The organism is Rahnella sp. WP5 (genome assembly GCF_000745615.1).
GTDB classification, from domain to species: Bacteria; Pseudomonadota; Gammaproteobacteria; order Enterobacterales; family Enterobacteriaceae; genus Rahnella; species Rahnella aceris.
In genome coordinates this window covers 240,194-260,309 of sequence record NZ_JQJR01000007.1, presented here as the reverse complement: position 1 = coordinate 260,309, position 20,116 = coordinate 240,194, and the positions used below count along the sequence as shown (strand labels likewise).

The following is a 20,116-nucleotide window of genomic DNA, read 5'->3' as shown; positions in this document are numbered from 1 at the left end:
GACCCACTCCCTGTCATCAGAGAGAGTGCTTCAAACTTTTATTCAGGACGTGGCTGAACCGGCGGTTTGACTTCCGGCGGGATCGGGCACACATAAGGGGTTTCAGCGGTCAGTTCCTGATGCGCCTGTTTGGCGGCTGCCATCAGTGCGCTGTCGGTCAGGGTGTCGATGGCGGTGGCGGCCATGATTTTGGCGACGTAAGCCAGCCCTTTATGTGCGGCAGGCATTTTCCCCTGCGCAGTGAGCTGCCACGAGTGACCCGGTGTCCCGATGGCGTAAGTCGGGACATGCGCCTGCACGGTCGGCATTTTCCAGCTGATATCACCGACGTCCGTTGAACCCAGCATCAGTTCGCCGGAGGTTTCCAGCGGGACAATGAATTCGCATAACGGTGAGGCGTCCTGCGGTTTTTTGAGGCCGATGCGGCGGTAGGCGCTTTGCAAATCCTGCGGGCTGAGCGTGGCCTGAATTTCAGCGGCAAAGGCCTTGTCAGCCGCGTCGAATTCCAGCGGGCCGAGCAGTTCGAAGTTACGCTGCATGGCTTCTTCCAGCGGGCGGTTGCCCAGCAGGTTGGCCACGGCGCTCATGATGCTGATATCGACGGTGGTTTCGGTCATCAGCGCCGCGCCCTGTGCGACTTTTTTCACGCGCTCGTTGAGTTCAAACATGGCATGTACGTCGCGTGAACGGATGGCATAACGCACGGCGGCACGCGCCTGCACCACGTTCGGCGCGATGCCGCCGGAATCGAGCATCGCATAGTGAATGCGGGAATCCTGCGGTACGTGTTCGCGCAGGTAGTTAACGCCGACGTTCATCAGTTCAACGGCGTCCAGCGCACTGCGTCCAAGATGCGGCGAGGCGGCGGCGTGCGAGGAGCGGCCGTGGAAGACGAAATCCATGCGGGTATTGGCCAGCGATTCGGCGCGGGCAACTTCAGTAAAGGCATTCGGGTGCCAGGTGATGGCGACGTCCACGCCGTCAAACGCCCCGGCGCGCGCCATAAAGGATTTGGCGGCGCCACCTTCTTCCGCCGGACAGCCGTAATAGCGCACGCGCCCCGGCGTGCCGGTTTGTGCCAGCCAGTCTTTCAGCGCCGTAGCTGCCAGCATGGCGGCAGAACCCAGCAGATTGTGCCCGCAGCCATGCCCCTGACCGTTGCCCGGCAGCGGCTCAGGACGGGCAATCCCGGCCACCTGACTCAGCCCCGGCAGCGCATCGTATTCGCCGAGAATCGCAATGATCGGGCCGCCTTCACCGGCTTCGCCCATCACGGCCGTCGGAATGTCGGCGACATTTTCAGTGACGCGAAAACCCTGTTCTTTCAGCATCGCCGTGTGTTCGGCAACGGAACGGTATTCGGTATAGCAAATTTCCGGCATACCCCAGACGCGATCGCTCAGGGCGGTGAACAGGGCTTTTTTGGCGTCGACCAGGCTCCAGACGGTTTCTTTATTCTGCGCAGATGCGTTATTCAACGGAGACTCCTTGTGCCAGTGGCTACGGTTTTATGAGGTCAGTGTGTCGGAGGAACCTGTTCAGAATGTGTGCAGAAAAGGCAAAGATCCAATGAGTCTTTCAGCTGACCCATTCCAAAACCGCATAGATATTTTGAGATATGCGAAAACAGAATAGTCAGCGTGACTCTCTGAATAGAAAGGAGAAATTACAGGTTGCGGGGAGCCTCACGCGGGAGCCTGGCGTGGAAAGGGAACATTTTTACCGCCGGAACCGGTCAGGCGACGGCGCGGGTCTGGTGCAACTGGCTGGCTTTATTCCACAGCCGTTCAGCCTGTGGTGTGCGAAATTTTTCCAGCCGGTAAAGACGGATGCTGGCCTGAATATCCCAGCTTCGTTCTCCGGCGCGGATAAGCGAGCCGTTCGCCAGTTCCTCGCAGATCAGGCTGGTGGGCAACCACGACACGCCGCAGCCGGAAATGGTCATTGCTTTCAGGCCGCTGCACATCGGATTTTCATACACCGGCTTCAGCGGCAGCGGGCGCGACGCAAACAGGGCACTCAGCGCGTGGGCAAAAAAGGACCGATTGCCGTAACTGAGATAAGGAAGCTGGACGCGGGTGCCGCCAAAGGGGCTCAGCGGGAACAGGGGCTTGCCGTCATCGTCTGGTGCACAAACGGCCAGCGCATTCTCTTTTCCCAGTTCAATATAGGGAAAGCGTTCGAGCTGTTTCATCAGCGGGACGGAATCATGGGCGTAGGTCAGCAGAAAATCCGTTTCGCCATCCAGCAGCAGGGAAATATTGCCGCTGAATGACGGCTGCTGATCGCACAAACGAATGTAGCCGTACTGATGCGACGGGTCGATCTGGTTGATCCAGTCGGGGAAAAAGGTCAGGGAGAGCGTATTGAGCGCGGCAAAATGCACGATGGCGTGCTTCTGCGCATGGCGCTCACGCAGGTCGCTGCGCAGTTGTGTCATGGAAAACACCAGATCTGCCGCAGTATGCAGGAAGTCCTGGCCTTCCGGCGTCAGGCGTATCGGGTAGGTTTTGCGGTCAAAAAGCGGCACGCCAAGCCATTCTTCCAGTTGCTTAATTCGTCGGCTCAGCGCGGACTGGGTGATGTTTCTTTCACTGGCGGCTCGCGTAAAGCTATAGCACTGAGACACACTGAGAAAATCTTCAAACCACTTCAGTTCCATCAGAAAACCTCTGGCGGGTAATAAGCCCGTAATAACAAGCAATAAATGCGCCAGAGTTTAAAAACTGCTTAACATATTGGTTTCAATCCATGTCTGCCCGCAACCCGGCTTATGCCGGAAAAACAGACAACATCAGTACGCTAAATCACCTGCACCACCAGCGTGCAATTGCGCTATTTTGGGGTATTTTGCGGGTGCTAGTGCAAACGCTTTCGCTGATGACTCGACGCCGTTTGCTGCACTTGTCAGCATTTTCCGCTGGTTTCCACCCCTATCTCAAAAATAACCGTTCATATATTCATCATTTAGCCAGAAATTTTTAGGGATTTAAAATGGGCGAAACCCCCAGGAATGTTCTTTTACAAAGGGGATTGTCTGGTTATTCACTGCGCAAACTGAACATTCATCCTGATTTGGTTAACAAAATGTTTTTTTATGTTTGTTTGTTGTAACTCACAGTCTGTGTAAATGCCTGATGGTTATATTGACGTCAAGGAAAGGAGTTGCCAAATTGATAGCCCCAAGGAAGACCAGTGATTATTTCCGGTAAGATTTTGTAAAGACAGCTTTACAGATCGAAGGAAAAAAATGGCAGTTCACCATGCTCTGGTTGGACTTATTGCAGCACACGAGCAAACACAGTCACCCGCAAATAAAAATAAAGGGTGACGTGAGCTGTATACACAACACACACATCCACATCACCATTAATCGATGGAGCAGAAGCGATGACAATCTCTTTAGGTAAGTCGGGGCTACTGAAATTCAGTATGGGCCTGATTGCGCTGACCGTTGCGGCCAGTGTCCAGGCAAAAACGTTAGTGTATTGCTCTGAAGGTTCACCTGAAGGCTTCAACCCTCAGTTGTTCACTTCTGGCACCACGTATGACGCAAGCTCCGTGCCTATCTACAACCGTCTGGTTGAGTTCAAGATCGGGACCACTGAAATCCAGCCGGGTCTGGCTGAGAAGTGGGACGTGTCTGCTGATGGCAAAACCTACACCTTCCATCTGCGCAAAGGCGTGAAGTGGCAGGACAACAAGGAATTCAAACCGACCCGTGATTTCAATGCGGACGACGTCGTGTATTCCTTCGAACGTCAGCTGGACAAAAATAACCCATACCACGGCGTTTCTGGCGGCAGCTACGAATACTTCGAAGGCATGGGCATGGGCGATCTGATCAACAAGATCGTGAAAGTGGACGACAACACCGTGCAGTTCGTGCTGAACCGCCCGGAGTCTCCGTTCCTGGCTGACCTCGCGATGGACTTCGCCTCTATCCTGTCTGCGGAATACGCTGACAACATGCTGAAAGCGAAAACCCCTGAGAAAGTCGACCTGGATCCGATCGGTACCGGTCCGTTCCAGCTTCTGCAATACCAGAAAGATTCACGCATCCTCTACAAAGCCTTCCCGGGCTACTGGGGCACCAAGCCGCAGATCGACCGTTTAGTCTTCTCCATCACGCCTGACGCTTCCGTGCGTTACGCGAAACTGCAGAAAAACGAATGCCAGGTGATGCCATACCCGAACCCGGCTGACATCGCGGCAATGAAGAAAGATAAATCCATCAACCTGATGCAACAGCCTGGCCTGAACGTGGGTTATCTGTCCTTCAACGTTGAGAAGAAACCACTGGATGAAGTGAAAGTGCGTCAGGCACTGACCATGGCTGTGAACAAAAAAGCCATCATCGATGCGGTTTATCAGGGTGCTGGCCAGCCGGCTAAAAACCTGATCCCACCAACCATGTGGGGCTACAACAAAGACGTTGTGGATTACGAATACAATCCTGAGAAAGCCAAAGAGCTGCTGAAAGAAGCCGGTCACGCAGACGGTTTCGCTATCGACCTGTGGGCGATGCCGGTACAGCGTCCGTACAACCCGAACGCACGCCGTATGGCTGAAATGATTCAGGCTGACTGGGCAAAAATTGGCGTGAAAGCCAACATCGTGACTTACGAGTGGGGCGAATACCTCAAGCGTGCTAAGAACGGTGAGCACCAGTCTGTGATGATGGGCTGGACCGGCGACAATGGGGACCCGGATAACTTCTTCGCCACCCTGTTCAGCTGTGCAGCGGCGAAAGACGGTTCCAACTACTCCCGCTGGTGCTACAAGCCGTTTGAAGATTTGATCCAGCCAGCCCGTGCTGAATCTGATCACGCCAAACGTGCCGCGCTGTATCAGCAGGCTCAGGTTGTGATGCATGACCAGGCACCTGCGCTGATCATCGCTCACTCCACCGTATACGAACCTGTTCGCAAAGAAGTCAAAGGGTATGTCGTCGATCCGCTCGGCAAGCACCACTTCGAAAACGTCTCAATGGAGTGATCGCTTACTGAATAACCCGGGAGCTGCGTTGTGTGGTGCTCGCAATCTTCGCCTGCCTGAAGGTATGTCTTGATTGCTGTGCTCCTCCGCCTTGCTCGCGGGCCATTCAGTACAGCCTTGATTCTCAAGAAAGAAATGTGAGCCACAATAAGCCCGGCGAGCTACGGTTCGCCGGGCATTTTATACAGAGAGTACGGGATATGTTGCAGTTCATACTCCGACGTCTGGGGTTAGTTATCCCAACGTTTATCGGCATTACTTTGCTGACTTTTGCCTTCGTACACATGATACCAGGCGACCCGGTCACCATCATGGCAGGCGAACGCGGTGTTTCCCCCGAACGTCACGCCCAGCTGATGGCAGATATGGGGCTCGACAAGCCTCTTTACCAACAATATTTCCACTACGTGAACGGTGTGCTGCATGGCGACCTGGGCACGTCCTTAAAAAGCCGCACCCCTGTCTGGCAGGAATTCGTACCGCGCTTCAAAGCAACACTGGAACTGGGCATCTGCGCGATGATCTTCGCGATCATTGTCGGTATTCCGGTGGGTGTGCTGGCGGCGGTAAAACGGGGATCGATATTCGACCACACGGCTGTGGGGATCTCGCTGACCGGCTATTCGATGCCGATATTCTGGTGGGGGATCATGCTGGTGATGCTGGTCTCGGTGCAGCTTAATCTGACGCCCGTATCGGGGCGAATAAGCGATACCGTCTTCCTGGATGACAGCCTGCCGCTGACCGGCTTTATGCTGATCGACACGCTGTTCTGGGGCGAACCGGGTGATTTCGTGGATGCCGTGATGCACATGATTTTACCGGCCATCGTACTGGGCACCATTCCGCTGGCGGTGATTGTGCGTATGACCCGTTCTTCCATGCTGGAAGTGCTGGGCGAAGACTACATCCGTACCGCGCGCGCCAAAGGCGTCAGCCGTATGCGGGTGATCGTCATCCACGCGCTGCGCAATGCGCTGTTGCCGGTGGTGACCATCATTGGTTTGCAGGTCGGTACGCTGCTCGGCGGTGCCATCCTGACCGAAACCATCTTCTCCTGGCCGGGACTCGGCCGGTGGCTGATCGACGCACTCCAGCGCCGCGACTATCCGGTCGTGCAGGGCGGGGTGTTGCTGGTCGCTACTCTGATCATCGTGGTTAACCTGCTGGTAGATGTGCTCTACGGCGTGGTCAACCCGCGTATTCGCCACAAGAAATAAGGGGCGCACAATGTCTCAAACCACTGAGCCGGTCGCTAACGAGTTAGTGACGGCTGCGCCAGTGCCGATGCCGCCTTTGCGCGAATTCTGGCATTACTTCAAGCGTAACAAAGGGGCCGTTGTCGGCCTGGCTTACATCATTATCATGCTGGTCATTGCGATTGGTGCGAATGTGATTGCACCACATCTGCCTGCCGAACAGTTCCGTGACGCGCTGTTGCGTCCGCCGGTCTGGATGGAAGGCGGGAGCTGGAAATTCCTGCTGGGCACCGACGACGTCGGCCGCGATATTCTGTCGCGTCTGATGTACGGCGCGCGTTTATCGCTGCTGGTCGGTTGCCTGGTTGTCGTACTGTCGCTGATCCTCGGCGTGGTGTTCGGTCTGTTTGCCGGTTACTACGGCGGTGTGGTTGACGCCATCATCATGCGTGTGGTCGATATCATGCTGGCCCTGCCAAGCCTGTTGCTGGCACTGGTGCTGGTGGCGATTTTTGGCCCATCGATTGTTAACGCCTCGCTGGCGCTGACCTTCGTCGCCTTACCGCACTATGTCCGCTTAACCCGTGCTGCGGTGCTGGTGGAAGTGAACCGCGACTACGTCACCGCGTCGCGCGTGGCCGGTGCCGGTTCTGCCCGTCAGATGTTCATCAATATTTTACCTAACTGCTTAGCGCCGCTGATCGTTCAGGCATCGCTCGGCTTCTCCAACGCCATCCTTGATATGGCAGCGTTGGGCTTCCTCGGTATGGGCGCACAGCCGCCAACGCCGGAGTGGGGCACCATGCTGTCGGACGTCTTACAGTTTGCTCAAAGTGCCTGGTGGGTCGTGACCTTCCCCGGCGTGATCATTCTGCTGACGGTGCTGGCATTTAACCTGATGGGTGATGGCCTGCGTGATGCCCTCGACCCTAAACTTAAGCAGTAAGGGGTTGGAGATGGAAACAACATTAACGAATGATGTTCAGGTCGGCAAAACGTTGCTGACCGTGGATAAACTCTCCGTTCACTTTGGTGACGAAGGGACGCCGTTCCGCGCCGTAGACCGTATCAGTTACAGCGTGAAGCAGGGCGAAGTGGTCGGGATTGTCGGTGAATCCGGCTCCGGTAAATCAGTCAGTTCACTGGCGCTGATGGGATTGATCGACTTCCCCGGCAAAGTGATGGCAGAAAAACTTGAGTTCGGTGGCCGTAATCTGCAGGGCATCAGCGAAAAAGAACGCCGCCAGATTGTCGGTGCCGAAGTCGCGATGATTTTCCAGGATCCGATGACCAGCCTGAACCCGTGTTACACCGTCGGTTTCCAGATTATGGAAGCCATCAAGGTGCATCAGGGCGGCAACAAAAAGACCCGTCGTCAGCGCACCATCGATCTGCTGAATCTGGTCGGTATTCCTGATCCGGCTTCGCGTCTCGATGTCTATCCGCATCAGCTTTCCGGCGGGATGAGCCAGCGCGTGATGATCGCCATGGCGATCGCCTGTCGCCCGAAATTACTGATCGCCGATGAGCCAACCACCGCGCTCGACGTGACCATTCAGGCGCAGATTATTGAACTGCTGCTCGATCTGCAACAACGCGAAAACATGGCGCTGATGCTGATCACCCATGACCTGGCACTGGTGGCGGAAGCCGCGCAGCACATTATTGTGATGTATGCCGGACAGGTAGTGGAATCGGCAAAAGCCACGGAAATCTTCCGTGCGCCACGCCATCCGTATACGCAGGCGCTGCTGCGCTCACTGCCGGAATTCGCCGCAGATAAAGCGCGTCTGCAATCCTTGCCGGGTGTGGTGCCGGGTAAATATGACCGTCCTAACGGCTGTCTGCTGAATCCGCGTTGCCCGTATGCAACCGATCTTTGCCGTAAAGAAGAACCTGCGCTGCGTGACCTCGCGAACGGGCGTCAGTCGAAGTGCCATTATCCGCTGGATGATGCCGGGAGACCTACTTATGAGTCCTGATAACACCCAACCGCAGCCGCTGTTGCACGCGATTGACCTGAAAAAACATTACCCGGTGAAGAAGGGCATCTTCGGCCAGGAACGCACGGTGAAAGCGCTCGACGGCGTGTCGTTTACCCTCGAACGCGGTAAAACGCTGGCGGTGGTGGGGGAGTCCGGTTGTGGTAAATCCACGCTGGGCCGCCTGCTGACCATGATTGAAGTGCCGACCGGCGGTGAGCTGTATTACCGCGGGCAGGATTTGCTGAAACCTGATGCGACGGCGGAAAAGCTGCGCCGTCAGAAGATCCAAATCGTGTTCCAGAATCCTTACGGATCGCTCAACCCGCGTAAGAAAGTCGGGCAGATCCTCGAAGAACCTTTGCTGATCAACACCAAACTTAGCCGCGAAGAACGTCGCGAAAAAGCCCTGGCGATGATGGCGAAAGTCGGCCTGAAAACTGAGCATTACGACCGCTATCCGCACATGTTCTCCGGCGGCCAGCGTCAGCGTATTGCTATCGCCCGTGGTCTGATGCTGGATCCGGACGTGGTGATCGCTGATGAACCGGTCTCCGCGCTCGACGTTTCCGTGCGTGCGCAGGTACTGAACCTGATGATGGATTTGCAGCAGGATTTAGGGCTGTCGTACGTCTTCATCTCCCACGACTTGTCAGTGGTGGAACACATCGCTGACGAAGTGATGGTGATGTATCTGGGACGCTGCGTGGAGAAGGGGCCGAAAGACGCCATCTTCAGCAATCCGCGTCATCCGTACACACAGGCGCTGTTGTCCGCGACACCGCGTCTGAACCCGGACGAACGCCGTGAACGCATCAAACTGACCGGCGAGCTGCCAAGCCCGCTGAATCCGCCAGCCGGTTGCGCGTTCAACGCCCGCTGCCGCCGTGCGTTCGGCACCTGCAAACAGTTCCAGCCGCAGCTGAAACAGTACGGCGATCAGCTCGTCGCCTGCTTCGCTGTCGATCAGGATGAAACCGGTACGACGCAGACCGTTGCGTAATACCGGCTGAACAGCTGATATGAGAAAGCCCGCGAAAGCGGGCTTTTTTGTGGGCAATTTTTCAGACACTTTGGCAGATGAGAAATTGATATGATGCCTGAATCCCAAAAATAACAGGACGTTAATTATGGCATCTGTACCCTTATCTGGACCCGACTCTCAGGTTGTTCAAAAAAGCCCGGCAGCATGGGACATCGAGACCTGAGTGGGGAAAATGGACTCAGAAGCCACCTTACGGAGATGACCCAACAGATCAACGTAACATAAGAGAAGGGATCGATTATGCCATTCAAAATGGTTATTAGATGGCTACATCGTTTTGTCACTCTCGCCCTTTTTCTGCTGGTGATGGGGTTCTGGTGGCTTAATCAGAGCGGGGACAATCCAGCCAGAGATAAATTGCTTCGCACACAAAAAATTAATGATCATATGTGGTTATATCTGACTGAAAGCCAAAGTGGGGGGGCGACGGTTCCTTTCCACTACCGTTATTATCTGGCTGGAGATCTGAAAGGCAGTAACAGTGAAATCGTTAAAAATCTGGCTGAGAGTTTTCCATTTATCTCAGGGAGTGGAACAATTGCGGATATCAGCACCAGTGCAGATAACCGGGTGATGGTTACTTATAGCGGAAATGTTTTTTCTTTAAATAATACCGCCAGCTACAAGTATAACGGGCAGAACTATACGGCTAACTTTAGCTATCAGATTAATTAAATCTCTATAGATATTAAAAGGCCAGTCAGCATCCCCTGACTGGCCTTTTTATTTCAGAGTACGCTCACCCTTTATGACTTGCCCACCAGCTCAGCAGTTGCAGGGTGGAAGAGTAGTAATCGTCTTTCGGCGCCAGGTTCGGGCTGATGGCGCCAGCGTTGGCCATGGTGAAATCGCGCACGGCTAATAATCCCGGTGACATGTTGTAGCCCGCTTTGGTGCCGGTCATGACATCAATCCAGGCGGGTGTGGCGTCGCGTGGGGATTTTTGCCACCACAGAATAAACGGTGCCAGTTGCGGGCTGCCGGGATGCGCCCAGCCGAGATACAGCGGGATACGCACGGCATCGTAACTGAAACGCGTTGGCCAGCGGCTGGCCGGTTTCAGGGTGCCATCGGCCTGCATATCGACCCAGTCCGTCGGTAAGCGGAATTCACCAAACGCCATTTTACTGAGCATCGCGGTGCTGCTTTCATCCAGATCTTTCCACACTTTCAAATGGCTGTGCGCATAAAATGCCTGCCACGCCGGGAAGATGAAATAGGACGGATTGACGGTTACGTTGCTGGTCTGATTGAAACCCTTCACGCCCGGCAGCATCACTTTGTAACCGGCGTAATCAATCACATTGTATTTGATCAGCGCCGTCTGCAATTTTTCAGAGGCTTTGGTGTAACGGCTGTCATTCCACTTATCACCCGCCAGCAACAGCGCCCAGGCCATCAGCGTATCGCCATCAGAGGCGTTGTTGATATCGGCCACATGCGGGGTGCTGTTCGGGTCATACCGCCATGAATACAGGCCGATATCTTTGCGATAGAGCGTCGTGTTTGCCCACTGCCACAGCTTGTCGAACGTCGCCTGATCGTCATTGAACACCGCCAGCAGCATACTGAAACCCTGACCTTCGGTGTGACTGACGTTTTTATTGGCGGTATCAATGATTCGTCCATCTGGCATCAGAAAGCGACTTTTATACGCAGACCAGCCAGCATCCTGAGCCATTACAGCGGAACTGAAAAACGCGAAAATAAGGCCGAACCACAGCACCAGGCTGTAGCGCCGAAATAACGACATAGAGATTCCTTACAAACCATTTTGATAACGGAAAACGAATGCGCCTTCCTGTGTGCTTTCCTGCCAGCGCAGCGGAACATAGGGTTGCCCGCCTTGTGATAACAACCACTCAGCATACAGTCCTTCAAACAGGGCGATGAGCGCAATAGGCCACAACGCATCATCCTGCCCTTGCGGTGATGCCGGCCAGGCAATGTGCACCAGCGCCAGTTGTTGCGAAGTCGCTTCCAGCTTCACGACACCCCAGTCAAAACGGCTGAGAATATGGTTGATATTGTCTTCCAGTTCGCCAAGAGTCGCAGAGGCGGGAAGCGGATGCTGGCGTGCCAGGTTATTGCCCATCAGGCTCAGAAAGCGGCGGCCATCTTCGTCATCGGCGGACGCCAGAATACCTGAAAATAGCACCTGCACCAGGCTTTGCCAGCCGGGTGTGGTGTGGCGCTGGCGGTAATATTCCTGCGCGACCTGAGTATAGTTATGTTCTTGCATGGTTTTATTTCACCGCGATTAATTTTGGCCCATCAGATAACGGAAGTAGACCTGCGCTTTACTTTCGTTGTAATCGCCGAAAGTATCGTAGCCAACCTGTCCGCCAATCTGCATGCTTTTGTTCAGATGATAGTTGCCGCCGACGCCCGCATTCCAGCCGATGCCATTTTGCGTTTTACCGCTGTAATAAGCTTCTGTGCCGTAGCCCTCAGCCACCAGATCTTCCAGTTGTTTCTGCAGGTCCGGGTTATTCGGGAAGTAGGCGCTCTTATCCTGCGAATAAGACTGATAGCCCACCGCGCCGGACAGTTTCAGATCCCAGTCGTCATATTTCTGGGTGTATTCCACCGGGAAGGAGACGCTGACATAGTTTTGCGGGCTGAAGTAACCGCCCTGACCGAAGCTGTAATAGCTGAGGTTTTTGTCGAAATCCATGTAACCGACGTTGATGCCGGTTTTCAGTTCACGATCGTCATAACGGAACGGACGTACATACAGACCGGCATTGGCGTTCACCGATTTGTTGCTCTTCACGTTGTTACCCAGATAGCTGTAATAACCCGCTTCGGCGTAAAAACCAGCATCGCCATCGTCGTACGACAGATTGACGCTGCCGCCGTTTTTAGTGACCTGACCCCATTCCTTGCCGCTGTAATTATCTTTGGTGCCGACGTAGGACAGAATACTGTCAGTGACGGCACGACGCTCAGCCGTCACGCGCAGGGTGGTGAAGTCAGTCAGTTTCGGTGCCCATTGCACGCCACCGACCAGCGAGTTCAGATCCTGCCCGAGCGGCGTACTGCCGATATCGGCTTTATAGCTGTCACCGGTCAGCGCAGCGTTCACTTCTACGCCGGTTGCGCTTTGATTGCCTGCGGCTGGCGCTGCGTAAGTCGTTGGATCCGTACCCGTAATGGTGTTGTAGGCCACGCATTGATCGGAGGTTGCGTTAGCTGACGTACAGTTGGTGCTGGAATTCGCTGCTGCCGCTGCCTGCAATTTCGCAAAGGTGCTGTAACTGGCGATATCCAGACCCGCCGCTGCGGCTGCGGCGGCGACATCTTTCTGCGCCGACTGTGCTGCAGCCAGTGCGCCCTGACCGAAGCGGGAATTGCCGGTACCGGACGGGCTGCCTGCGCTGAGGGAAACCGGCGTGACGCCAATACTCAGACGTGACGTATCAAATGGCACGAAGGCAAAGGTCATCGGCGCTTTGGCTTCGGTCAGTTGGCTGAGACCGCTTTCGCCGTCACGGCCACGGATCGACATATCACCCTGCGCCCAGGTCGCGGTCTTGCCCTGCAACTCGTCGAGCATGTCGTCGATCTGTTTTTCCGTGGCATTACGCTGTGTGACCGCTGTCGGTTCGGTCGTTGCCGCCGGAATATTTCCCGGCGTGGAAACCTGATCTGATACCTGCCACGGCAATACGGCACCGTAAGAAGATTGTGTCGCCGGTCGTGAGGCGGAGGTGCGTGTTGAGCGGTTGATGAACGGGTTGTCGCTGATCTGCAATCCGGCCACCTGCGCCTGACTGTCTGTGCCTTCCAGCCCGATCATCTTGCCCTTCGCAGAACGCAGTAACGCCAGCGCCTGCTGATGATCGCCCTGTGCTTCGGCGACGCGCGCTTCGAGTAACAGACGGTCCGGCGTACGCGGTCCGCGCAGGCCTTCCATCAGCGTTTTAGCACGCTGGTTATCGCCTTCGCCCAGCGCAACGTTAATCGCACCGACGCGTGCATCCTGTGTCGGTGTGTCGTTGCTCATCAGGTAGTTATAGACCTGACCGGCTTGTTTATTGAGTTTTCCGGACTGATACAGGCGCGCCATCGCCAGCATCAGGTCACGGTTCTGCGGGTCAGCCTGCAACGCGACGACCAGTTTGTCGTAGGCCGCTGCGTACTGACCCTGTTCGCGCAACTGATCAGCCTGGGTGATCACGAAACCGTTACGCAGGCTCGCCAGCGCTGTCGGTGAAGTGCCGGACTGGATTTGTGGATTTTGCAGGAAGGCTTGCGCCTCATTGCTCAGACCGGCCTGATTCAGCACGCTGACCTGATCGGCGTAATCCCCGGCATTGCCGGTGACGCCCTGACGCATATTCTGGCGAACCAGTTGCACCGCCAGCGGAAGCTGACCGGCCGCCGCCAGGTTTTTCGCCAGCGCGCCGACATCCGCAGGCGCGGCTGGCGGATTCTGTGCCAGCGCACGCAAGGTGTTGGACGCGGCGGCGGCATTGCCCTGTTGCAGATAGCTTTCGGCATCGGCCATTTGCGCATTGAAGTTGGCGCGCTGCGCCAGTTCACGCATCCCCTGATTCTGACTGCTGCGCGGAATACGCGAGAGCAGGGCGTTGGCGGTTGACCAGTTTTTGGTTTCTGACGCGAACAGGGCCGCGGCGTACAGATCGGCAGAAGAGGCACCCGGACGCGCAGACGGTGCCATGATTGACTGTGCCTGCGCGGTTTGCCCCTGCGATTGCAGGATGCGCGCCATATCCAGTTTCACCCAGACATTTGACGGCTGACGTTCCCGTGCCTGCTGAAGAATATTCAGTGCGCGCTGCGGATCGTTGTTCGCTACGGCCTGGGCGGCCTGACGGCGCATTGGCTCGATAACATCTGCCACGGTCGGCGGGTTCATTTTGGCCTGAATCCCGGCTGGCAGCGTTTTCAGCACCTGACTGGCTTCGGCGGTTTTGTTCTGCTGACGCAGCACGTAATACAACCCGGCGCGGGCATCGGCATTATCGCCCAGCGCGCTGTATTGCTGCTCAGCCCCGGCCAGATCGCCTTTGCGGCGCAGAATATCCGCACGCAACAGGCTGGCCGACTGACCTTTCTCACCACCGACCTGCGTCAGCGGAGTGACGGCCGCCAGTGCGGCATCGTAACTGCCGGAACCGGCGGCGTCTTTGGCTTTCGCCAGTTGGGCGTAAAACGCGGAATCCTGTGCCTGATTGCTCAGTTGGGCGCTGTTCGGGCCGCCCTGTGCGGCAGCTTTGCTCAGATACTGTGACGCCTGCTCAAAGTTACCGCTGCGCTGCGCGATATAACCGAGACCGGCCAGTGCATCGGCGTCATTCGGGTTATCGGCCAGTACGCTTTCAAACTTAGCTTTCGCGCTGTTGACGTCGCCGCTGTTCAGTGCCGTGAAGCCCTGACCTTTCGCCGCGCCGCCGATGTTTTTCTGGAAGTAAGTCATCACGCCGGTGTCGTTCGGGTGACGCGCCTGATAGCCCTGATAAAAATCACGGTCAGCTTCCTGCGGCGTCATCCACAATAATGCCTGACGTAATGAGCGGTCGGCTTCGGTGCTGGAACCGGCCATCGTGCTCAGTAATTTTATACCGTCGCGGCGGGTGGATTCCTGATACGTCAGCACCTTACCCAGACCAAGGCGCGCCTGTGTGTCGTCAGGACGCGAGGCGACACGCTGTTGTAACCCGGCAATGGCCTGTGGCTGGAGCGACTTGTCGCCCGCCATCGTCAGATAGTATTCGGTCGCCAGGCTGTCGAGTGGCTGGTTGCCGTTAAAGATCGTGCGGTATGCCGAAAGCGCACCGCTGACGTTGCCCTGCGCGGCCATCTGGCGGGCAGAAGCCAGCTGAGCCGGCGGGATTGACTGCATGGCTTTGGCGCTGTTGAGCGATGTCAGACGCGGATCGTCCGGCGAGGCAGCGGCCAGTTTTTCGCGCCACTGGCTGGCTGCGGTTTTATCGCCACTTTGCATGGAATACAGCGACATCAGGTACAGCGCCTGCGCATTGTCTGGCTCAACCAGCAGCACTTTCTGTAAGGCGTCTTTCGCCAGATCGTCATGGGCGCGTTCATGCCAGTAAGCGGCCTGATCAAACAACGCTTTCATGGCAGGATTGGTGGTATCCGCTGCAAAGGTGGCGGCACTAAAACTCGCTACTCCGGCGATCCCTACCAGATAAATAGCCCTGATCACCGCCAGGGACAGTTTATGTTTCTTCATTTTCCAGCTCCGGTAATCGCCAGAGAGTCGCCGCCCGAAATCGGGGCGATCTTCATTGTTTTTGTTTTAAAGCCGATGCTTTTCATTTCTGACCCAGACGTTTGGCCGCGTGACGACGCAGGACAACGAACAGGCTCAGGCCAACCACCAGCGAAAGCAGGGTCGCAATCAACGACAGGATCACGATGTGTTTGCTGGCATACCAGAGCACCATCATGTACCACGGCATTTGCCCGGTCGGGAATTGCTGACCCACTGAGAAGCTGCGGATGCCATTTTCATCGGTAATAATCGCCAGATCGCCGCGCACGTTGGCGTTGATTTTGGGTGATTTCAAATCGTTATGGATTTTCAGCAACTGCTGATCGTCTGTACCGGTTGCCAGCACGACCACATGGTCGGCAGACCAGCGCGAACGGTAGCTGACGAAGCCACGCCATGCGCCGGTTGAGGACAGATAACGGTCTGCATCGACCGGCTGGCGGTACCAGTCACCGGTCAGCCAGGCGACAACGCGCTGCATTTCGGTCGGCGTTTTTACGCCCATTGAGCCACCGTTGATGCTGAAAGGAGAGTCCGCAAGTAACTGCTGGTTGAATGGCGTGTCGCCCAGCGTGGTGACGGCCAGAATATCGCGGTCAAACAGCGGGTTATTTTGTTCATCACCGTTCAGGCCGAAGGCCACCTGCACATGATTCACCGGCACGCCTGTGGCTTTACCGGCGCGTGAGGCCAGGTTCAGCAGGGTGTGGATTTCATCCGCCGTCGGCGTTTGCGGCAACAGCATCAGGGTGTCGGAGAAATCAGCCAGTTTGGAGTACGGATAAGACGCGCCGACGAAATACGACAGGTTCGGCAACTGGGCAAAGTGGTAGCTTCCGCTCAGATCGATGAAAGATTTTGGATCGATACGGCTCTTAATATTGTCGCTGGTCAGAATGCTGCACGGCGCATCTTTTTTCGGCTTGATGTCGAAATAGAATTGCAACTGGTTGTCGCCGTAAATCAGGTAGGGCGCGAGTTGCAGCGTGTAGCGTTCCTGACGGCTGTCACCGCCCAGGCGACGCCAGATATTTTCCACCAGACCCACTTTGTTGACGGTCAGGCTGCGCAGGAAGTTGCTGTTGATGGAGACGTTGAGTCTTGAACTGTCTTCATCAATCCAGTTTTCGGTGGGGAAACGGTAATCAATGCGCACCGGAATATTGTGTCCGTCCCACATGAACAGATCTGGCGCAGCGCGGAAGGCGACCTGAATGCCGTCGTGATAAATGCCGTTTGAAATCAGCGAATCTTGATCTTTACCCGCCAGTTCACCCAGCGTCACCGGCCGTGAGGTGTCAATCCAGCGCGGCGCGTCATACGGTTTGCTGGACGGAATGGTTTGCTGGGCCACATCCAGATGGTCGGTATTGTTCGGCATCCCGCCACTGATCAGGCGATACGCTGCCTGACGCAGTTGGTTATCGTCATTACCGAGTACCAGCAGCAGCTTGTAAACAGGATTGATCGGGTTATCGATAATCTGAATCGATGCGCCGTTGCTCGCCGGCAACGTCAGTGAACCGATTTTATCTCCCGGCTTGCCGAACAGAATGCCATTCTGATCCGGCAAATCATTCAGGATGACCGGGAAATCGACGCTGCGATAATCGGACAACATGCCGAGATAAGAAGAGACCATCGCCGCAGCGCTGATATCGCCCGGTTTCATGGTAGCAGAGAAGCCCATGGTGATTTTGGACTCCTGCATCTGCAGGCCATCAAAGAACGGACGCGGGAAGTTACCCAGATTACGGCCAATATTCAGTTGCTGACCTTCCAGCCCGATGCTGGTGGTGGGCAAAATAGTGACCCAATATTTATCCGACTGATCTTTCTCGCAGGTCATGGTGTTGCTGTCATGCACGCGGAAGCTCAGGTTGTTGTTGGATACCACCATGGCTGCCGGAATATCGAGATCGTAAACATCGCCGCCGTTGCTGCTCTGATTCAGCGGCAGGTTACCCAGCGGCTGGCCGTTGAGCATCAGTTCGAGTGTGGTATCGCGGGCAATCAGCGCCGGGGAAATTTTCAGTGCCAGCGACAGGTGCGCGTTGGTCACCACTTCATCGGCAGGCAGGGTGAAAATGATACCGGACTGCAACTGGCCGCCGCTGAGCGTCAGCCCGTTCGGCTGGCCCATTTCGGCAACGGTGACGTTGCTGGTCACCGGCTGAACCAGCGGCATTACCGGCGCAGGGGCAGCGGAAGGATCGGCAGTTACATCAGGCATCGCCGGGCTGTTATTCACCGGCGTGGTATCCGTCTGTGGTGCATCTGCGGCCGGGGCTGGCGTTGTGTCACCGGCTGGCGCCGTTTCACCCGGCATCGGCATGACCGGCGGTAGCCATGACGGCGCGGCTGGCAGGCTGGTTGCCGGATCAACGGCCGGTGCCGGCGCGTCTTCCGCCTGTGACAACGGCAGACTGCTGAACGTCAGCAACAAACCGGTGGTGATTTTTCTGAACAGGGATGTGCCCCGCGCAGCCAATAAACGGCGCTTACTCATGAGGTTATAAGGTCGGTTCATGCTGCTTCACTCTTGCTGGTGGCGTCAGCGGGTTTATTTTTAGCACGGCGTTCCTTCCACGTGTTATAGAACAACTCGAACACGCAACGGATGATGCTTACCAGCGATCTGAACGGGTTATCCGGCGGGTATTCTTCGCCAATCCAGGCGTCAGCACGGCATAAGACCACGCGAACCAGCTCGCGGCGTTTCGATAACGGCAGGTTTTCAAATTGCAGACGCAACCGCTCTTTGTCTCCGCTGATTTGCGTCACCGGGAAACTTTCCGCGCCGGAAGACAGCTGAATTTCTACTTCTTCAATTTCTTCATCCAGATAGCGCACGTCCGGCGTCACCAGCTGCACACCGCCCATCGACATATCGATAGTGGTGGTGCGCAGTGAAATACCATTGGCGTAATGAATAATCGCCGGGATGGCCACATCGATACGGATAGTTTTACGTACCTGACGGGTTTCTTTCGCTACTGCAATCGCTGCCAGCAAAATCAGCACACTGAAACTGCCCCACGCGATATTCAGCGCAATAACGTTTGGGTCGATGGCAAAGTAATTGTGGAAGATGGCGCGCACGATGCCGTAACCGATGCCGATAATCATCAGGATGGCGACAATCAGGTGAGGTTTGACGATGTTGAAGTCGAAGAAACCGACGTCCAGCAAACCGCCTTTATCCGTCACGTTAAACTTGCCGCGTTTGGGGGCGAACATTGTTACCAGCGTGGGCAGGATCAGGTGGAAGGCCATCACGGTCTCGTAAATCTCACCCCAGAAGGTGTAGCGGAAACGCCCGTTCATGCGGGAGTTGATGTACAGCGACATCACCAGGTGCGGCAGCGCGTAAGCAAAAATCAGGCTGGCGGACGAGGAAATAATGTTCAGGTTGAACAGCAGGAAAGCCAGCGGTGCGGTCAGGAACACCACACGCGGCAGACCAAACTGGAAGTGCAGCATGGCGTTCAGGTAGCACAGGCGTTGCTGCCATTTCAGACCGCGGCCGAGCAGCGGATTATCCACCCGGAAAATCTGCGTCATACCGCGCGCCCAGCGGGTACGCTGAATGACGTGCAGACCCAGACGTTCGGTCGCCAGACCGGCTGCCAGCGGGATATCCAGAAACGCGGTATTCCAGCCACGACGCTGCATTTTCAGCGCGGAGTGTGCATCTTCGGTAACCGTTTCAACCGCAAAACCCCCCACTTCTTCCAGGGCCACACGGCGGATAACCGCACAGGAGCCGCAGAAGAACGTCGCATTCCAGTTGTCGTTACCTTGCTGAACCGGGCCGTAGAACAGGGCACCTTCGTTGGGCATGGTGCGGCCCGCAGACAAGTTACGTTCAAACGGGTCAGGTGAATAGAAGTAGTGCGGTGTCTGGATCAGCGCCAGACGCGGGTCTTTCAGGAAGCTGCCGACCGTCGCCTGCAGGAACGCGCGGGTGGCCACGTGGTCACAGTCGAATACGCAAATCAGCTCGCCTTTGGTGAGTTTCATTGCATGGTTCAGGTTGCCGGCTTTGGCATGGGAGTTGTCGTTACGGGTGATATATCCCACGCCGGCGTCAGCGGAGAACACCGCAAATTCGTCCCGTTTACCGTCATCCAGAACATAAATTTTGATTTTGTCTTTCGGATAATCGATGCACTGCGCCGCCAGCACGGTGTCACGTACTACGTCGAGACTTTCGTTATAAGACGGAATATACACATCGACGGTTGGCCACAGCGTGGTGTCATCCGGCAAAGGTTCGATGGTGCGTTTTAATGGCCAGGTGGTTTGCAGATAACCCAGCAACAAAATTAGCCAGACATACAGTTCGGCAAGGAATAAGCCGATCCCTAAAATAGCTTCTATTGTTGAATTAAAATGCAGCGTTTCCGTCGCACGCCAGTAAATATAACGCGTCGACATCATGACGGACATGATGACCATCACCACGCTAATCCGTCGGCTTTTACTGATGCCAAGCAGGAATAACAAACCGATGCTGATCAGGCCAAAAATGTACTGCTTCTGGCTGTCCATCGGGGTAATGATGATGACTGCTGCCACCGGCAGCAGCAGAAGTACAAGGAGAGAAAACAGGAATTTATTCATC

The 20,116-nt window shown here is 55.7% G+C and carries 14 protein-coding genes; 7 read left to right on the top strand and 7 right to left on the bottom strand.

Features of this window, described 5'->3' with window-relative positions; translation table 11 throughout:
* Positions 1–38: 38 nt before the first annotated feature.
* Positions 39–1,478: a M20 family metallopeptidase gene (locus EX31_RS05525; RefSeq protein ID WP_037033813.1), complete on the bottom strand. Its 1,440-nt coding sequence runs from the start codon at positions 1,476–1,478 to the stop codon at positions 39–41.
* A 257-nt stretch (positions 1,479–1,735) separates the two neighbouring features.
* The gene (locus tag EX31_RS05520) at positions 1,736–2,662 is read right to left on the bottom strand and encodes a LysR family transcriptional regulator (RefSeq protein ID WP_013573443.1); all 927 of its coding nucleotides are present in this window, start codon (positions 2,660–2,662) and stop codon (positions 1,736–1,738) included.
* An 89-nt stretch (positions 2,663–2,751) separates the two neighbouring features.
* Here EX31_RS05520 and EX31_RS25925 point away from each other — a divergent pair, with 89 nt between their 5' ends.
* The 7 genes from EX31_RS25925 to EX31_RS05490 all read left to right on the top strand — a co-directional run bounded on the left by EX31_RS25925 (position 2,752) and on the right by EX31_RS05490 (position 9,899).
* Positions 2,752–2,985, top strand: a complete 234-nt coding sequence (locus EX31_RS25925) for a hypothetical protein (protein ID WP_134706489.1) — start codon at positions 2,752–2,754, stop codon at positions 2,983–2,985.
* A gap of 405 nt (positions 2,986–3,390) precedes the next feature.
* On the top strand, positions 3,391–4,998 hold the full coding sequence (gene dppA / locus EX31_RS05515) for a dipeptide ABC transporter periplasmic-binding protein DppA (RefSeq protein ID WP_037033811.1): 1,608 nt from the start codon (positions 3,391–3,393) through the stop codon (positions 4,996–4,998).
* 200 nt (positions 4,999–5,198) lie between these two features.
* Positions 5,199–6,218, top strand: a complete 1,020-nt coding sequence (gene dppB / locus EX31_RS05510) for a dipeptide ABC transporter permease DppB (RefSeq protein WP_013573445.1) — start codon at positions 5,199–5,201, stop codon at positions 6,216–6,218.
* Between the two features lie 10 nt (positions 6,219–6,228).
* A complete protein-coding gene (dppC, locus tag EX31_RS05505) occupies positions 6,229–7,143 on the top strand; it encodes a dipeptide ABC transporter permease DppC (protein ID WP_013573446.1) in 915 nt (304 codons plus the stop codon).
* Between the two features lie 10 nt (positions 7,144–7,153).
* Positions 7,154–8,179 carry a dipeptide ABC transporter ATP-binding protein gene (dppD, locus tag EX31_RS05500; RefSeq protein WP_013573447.1) on the top strand — a complete coding sequence of 342 codons (1,026 nt, stop codon included), beginning with the start codon at positions 7,154–7,156 and terminating at the stop codon, positions 8,177–8,179.
* Positions 8,169–9,182, top strand: a complete 1,014-nt coding sequence (gene dppF, locus EX31_RS05495; protein ID WP_037033810.1) for a dipeptide ABC transporter ATP-binding subunit DppF — start codon at positions 8,169–8,171, stop codon at positions 9,180–9,182. Before dppD ends, dppF begins: the two co-directional genes overlap by 11 nt.
* A 282-nt stretch (positions 9,183–9,464) precedes the next feature.
* Positions 9,465–9,899 (top strand): hypothetical protein, encoded by a 435-nt coding sequence (locus EX31_RS05490; protein ID WP_051930996.1) that lies wholly within the window; start codon positions 9,465–9,467, stop codon positions 9,897–9,899.
* Between the two features lie 64 nt (positions 9,900–9,963).
* Here the strand turns inward: EX31_RS05490 and EX31_RS05485 are convergent, their stop codons facing one another.
* From EX31_RS05485 to bcsA, 5 genes are all read right to left on the bottom strand, one after another.
* Positions 9,964–10,977, bottom strand: coding sequence for a glycosyl hydrolase family 8 (locus EX31_RS05485; protein WP_037033808.1), 1,014 nt, complete (start codon positions 10,975–10,977; stop codon positions 9,964–9,966).
* Positions 10,978–10,986: 9 nt separating this feature from the next.
* A complete protein-coding gene (gene bcsD, locus EX31_RS05480; RefSeq protein WP_037033806.1) occupies positions 10,987–11,466 on the bottom strand; it encodes a cellulose biosynthesis protein BcsD in 480 nt (159 codons plus the stop codon).
* An 18-nt stretch (positions 11,467–11,484) separates the two neighbouring features.
* Positions 11,485–15,447 carry a cellulose biosynthesis protein BcsC gene (locus EX31_RS05475; RefSeq protein WP_037033804.1) on the bottom strand — a complete coding sequence of 1,321 codons (3,963 nt, stop codon included), beginning with the start codon at positions 15,445–15,447 and terminating at the stop codon, positions 11,485–11,487.
* Between the two features lie 82 nt (positions 15,448–15,529).
* Complete coding sequence (gene bcsB / locus EX31_RS05470) at positions 15,530–18,019, bottom strand: cellulose biosynthesis cyclic di-GMP-binding regulatory protein BcsB (RefSeq protein ID WP_037033803.1); 2,490 nt, start codon at positions 18,017–18,019, stop codon at positions 15,530–15,532.
* Positions 18,016–20,115, bottom strand: coding sequence for a UDP-forming cellulose synthase catalytic subunit (gene bcsA / locus EX31_RS05465; RefSeq protein WP_013573456.1), 2,100 nt, complete (start codon positions 20,113–20,115; stop codon positions 18,016–18,018). Before bcsA ends, bcsB begins: the two co-directional genes overlap by 4 nt.
* Position 20,116 lies beyond the last annotated feature (1 nt).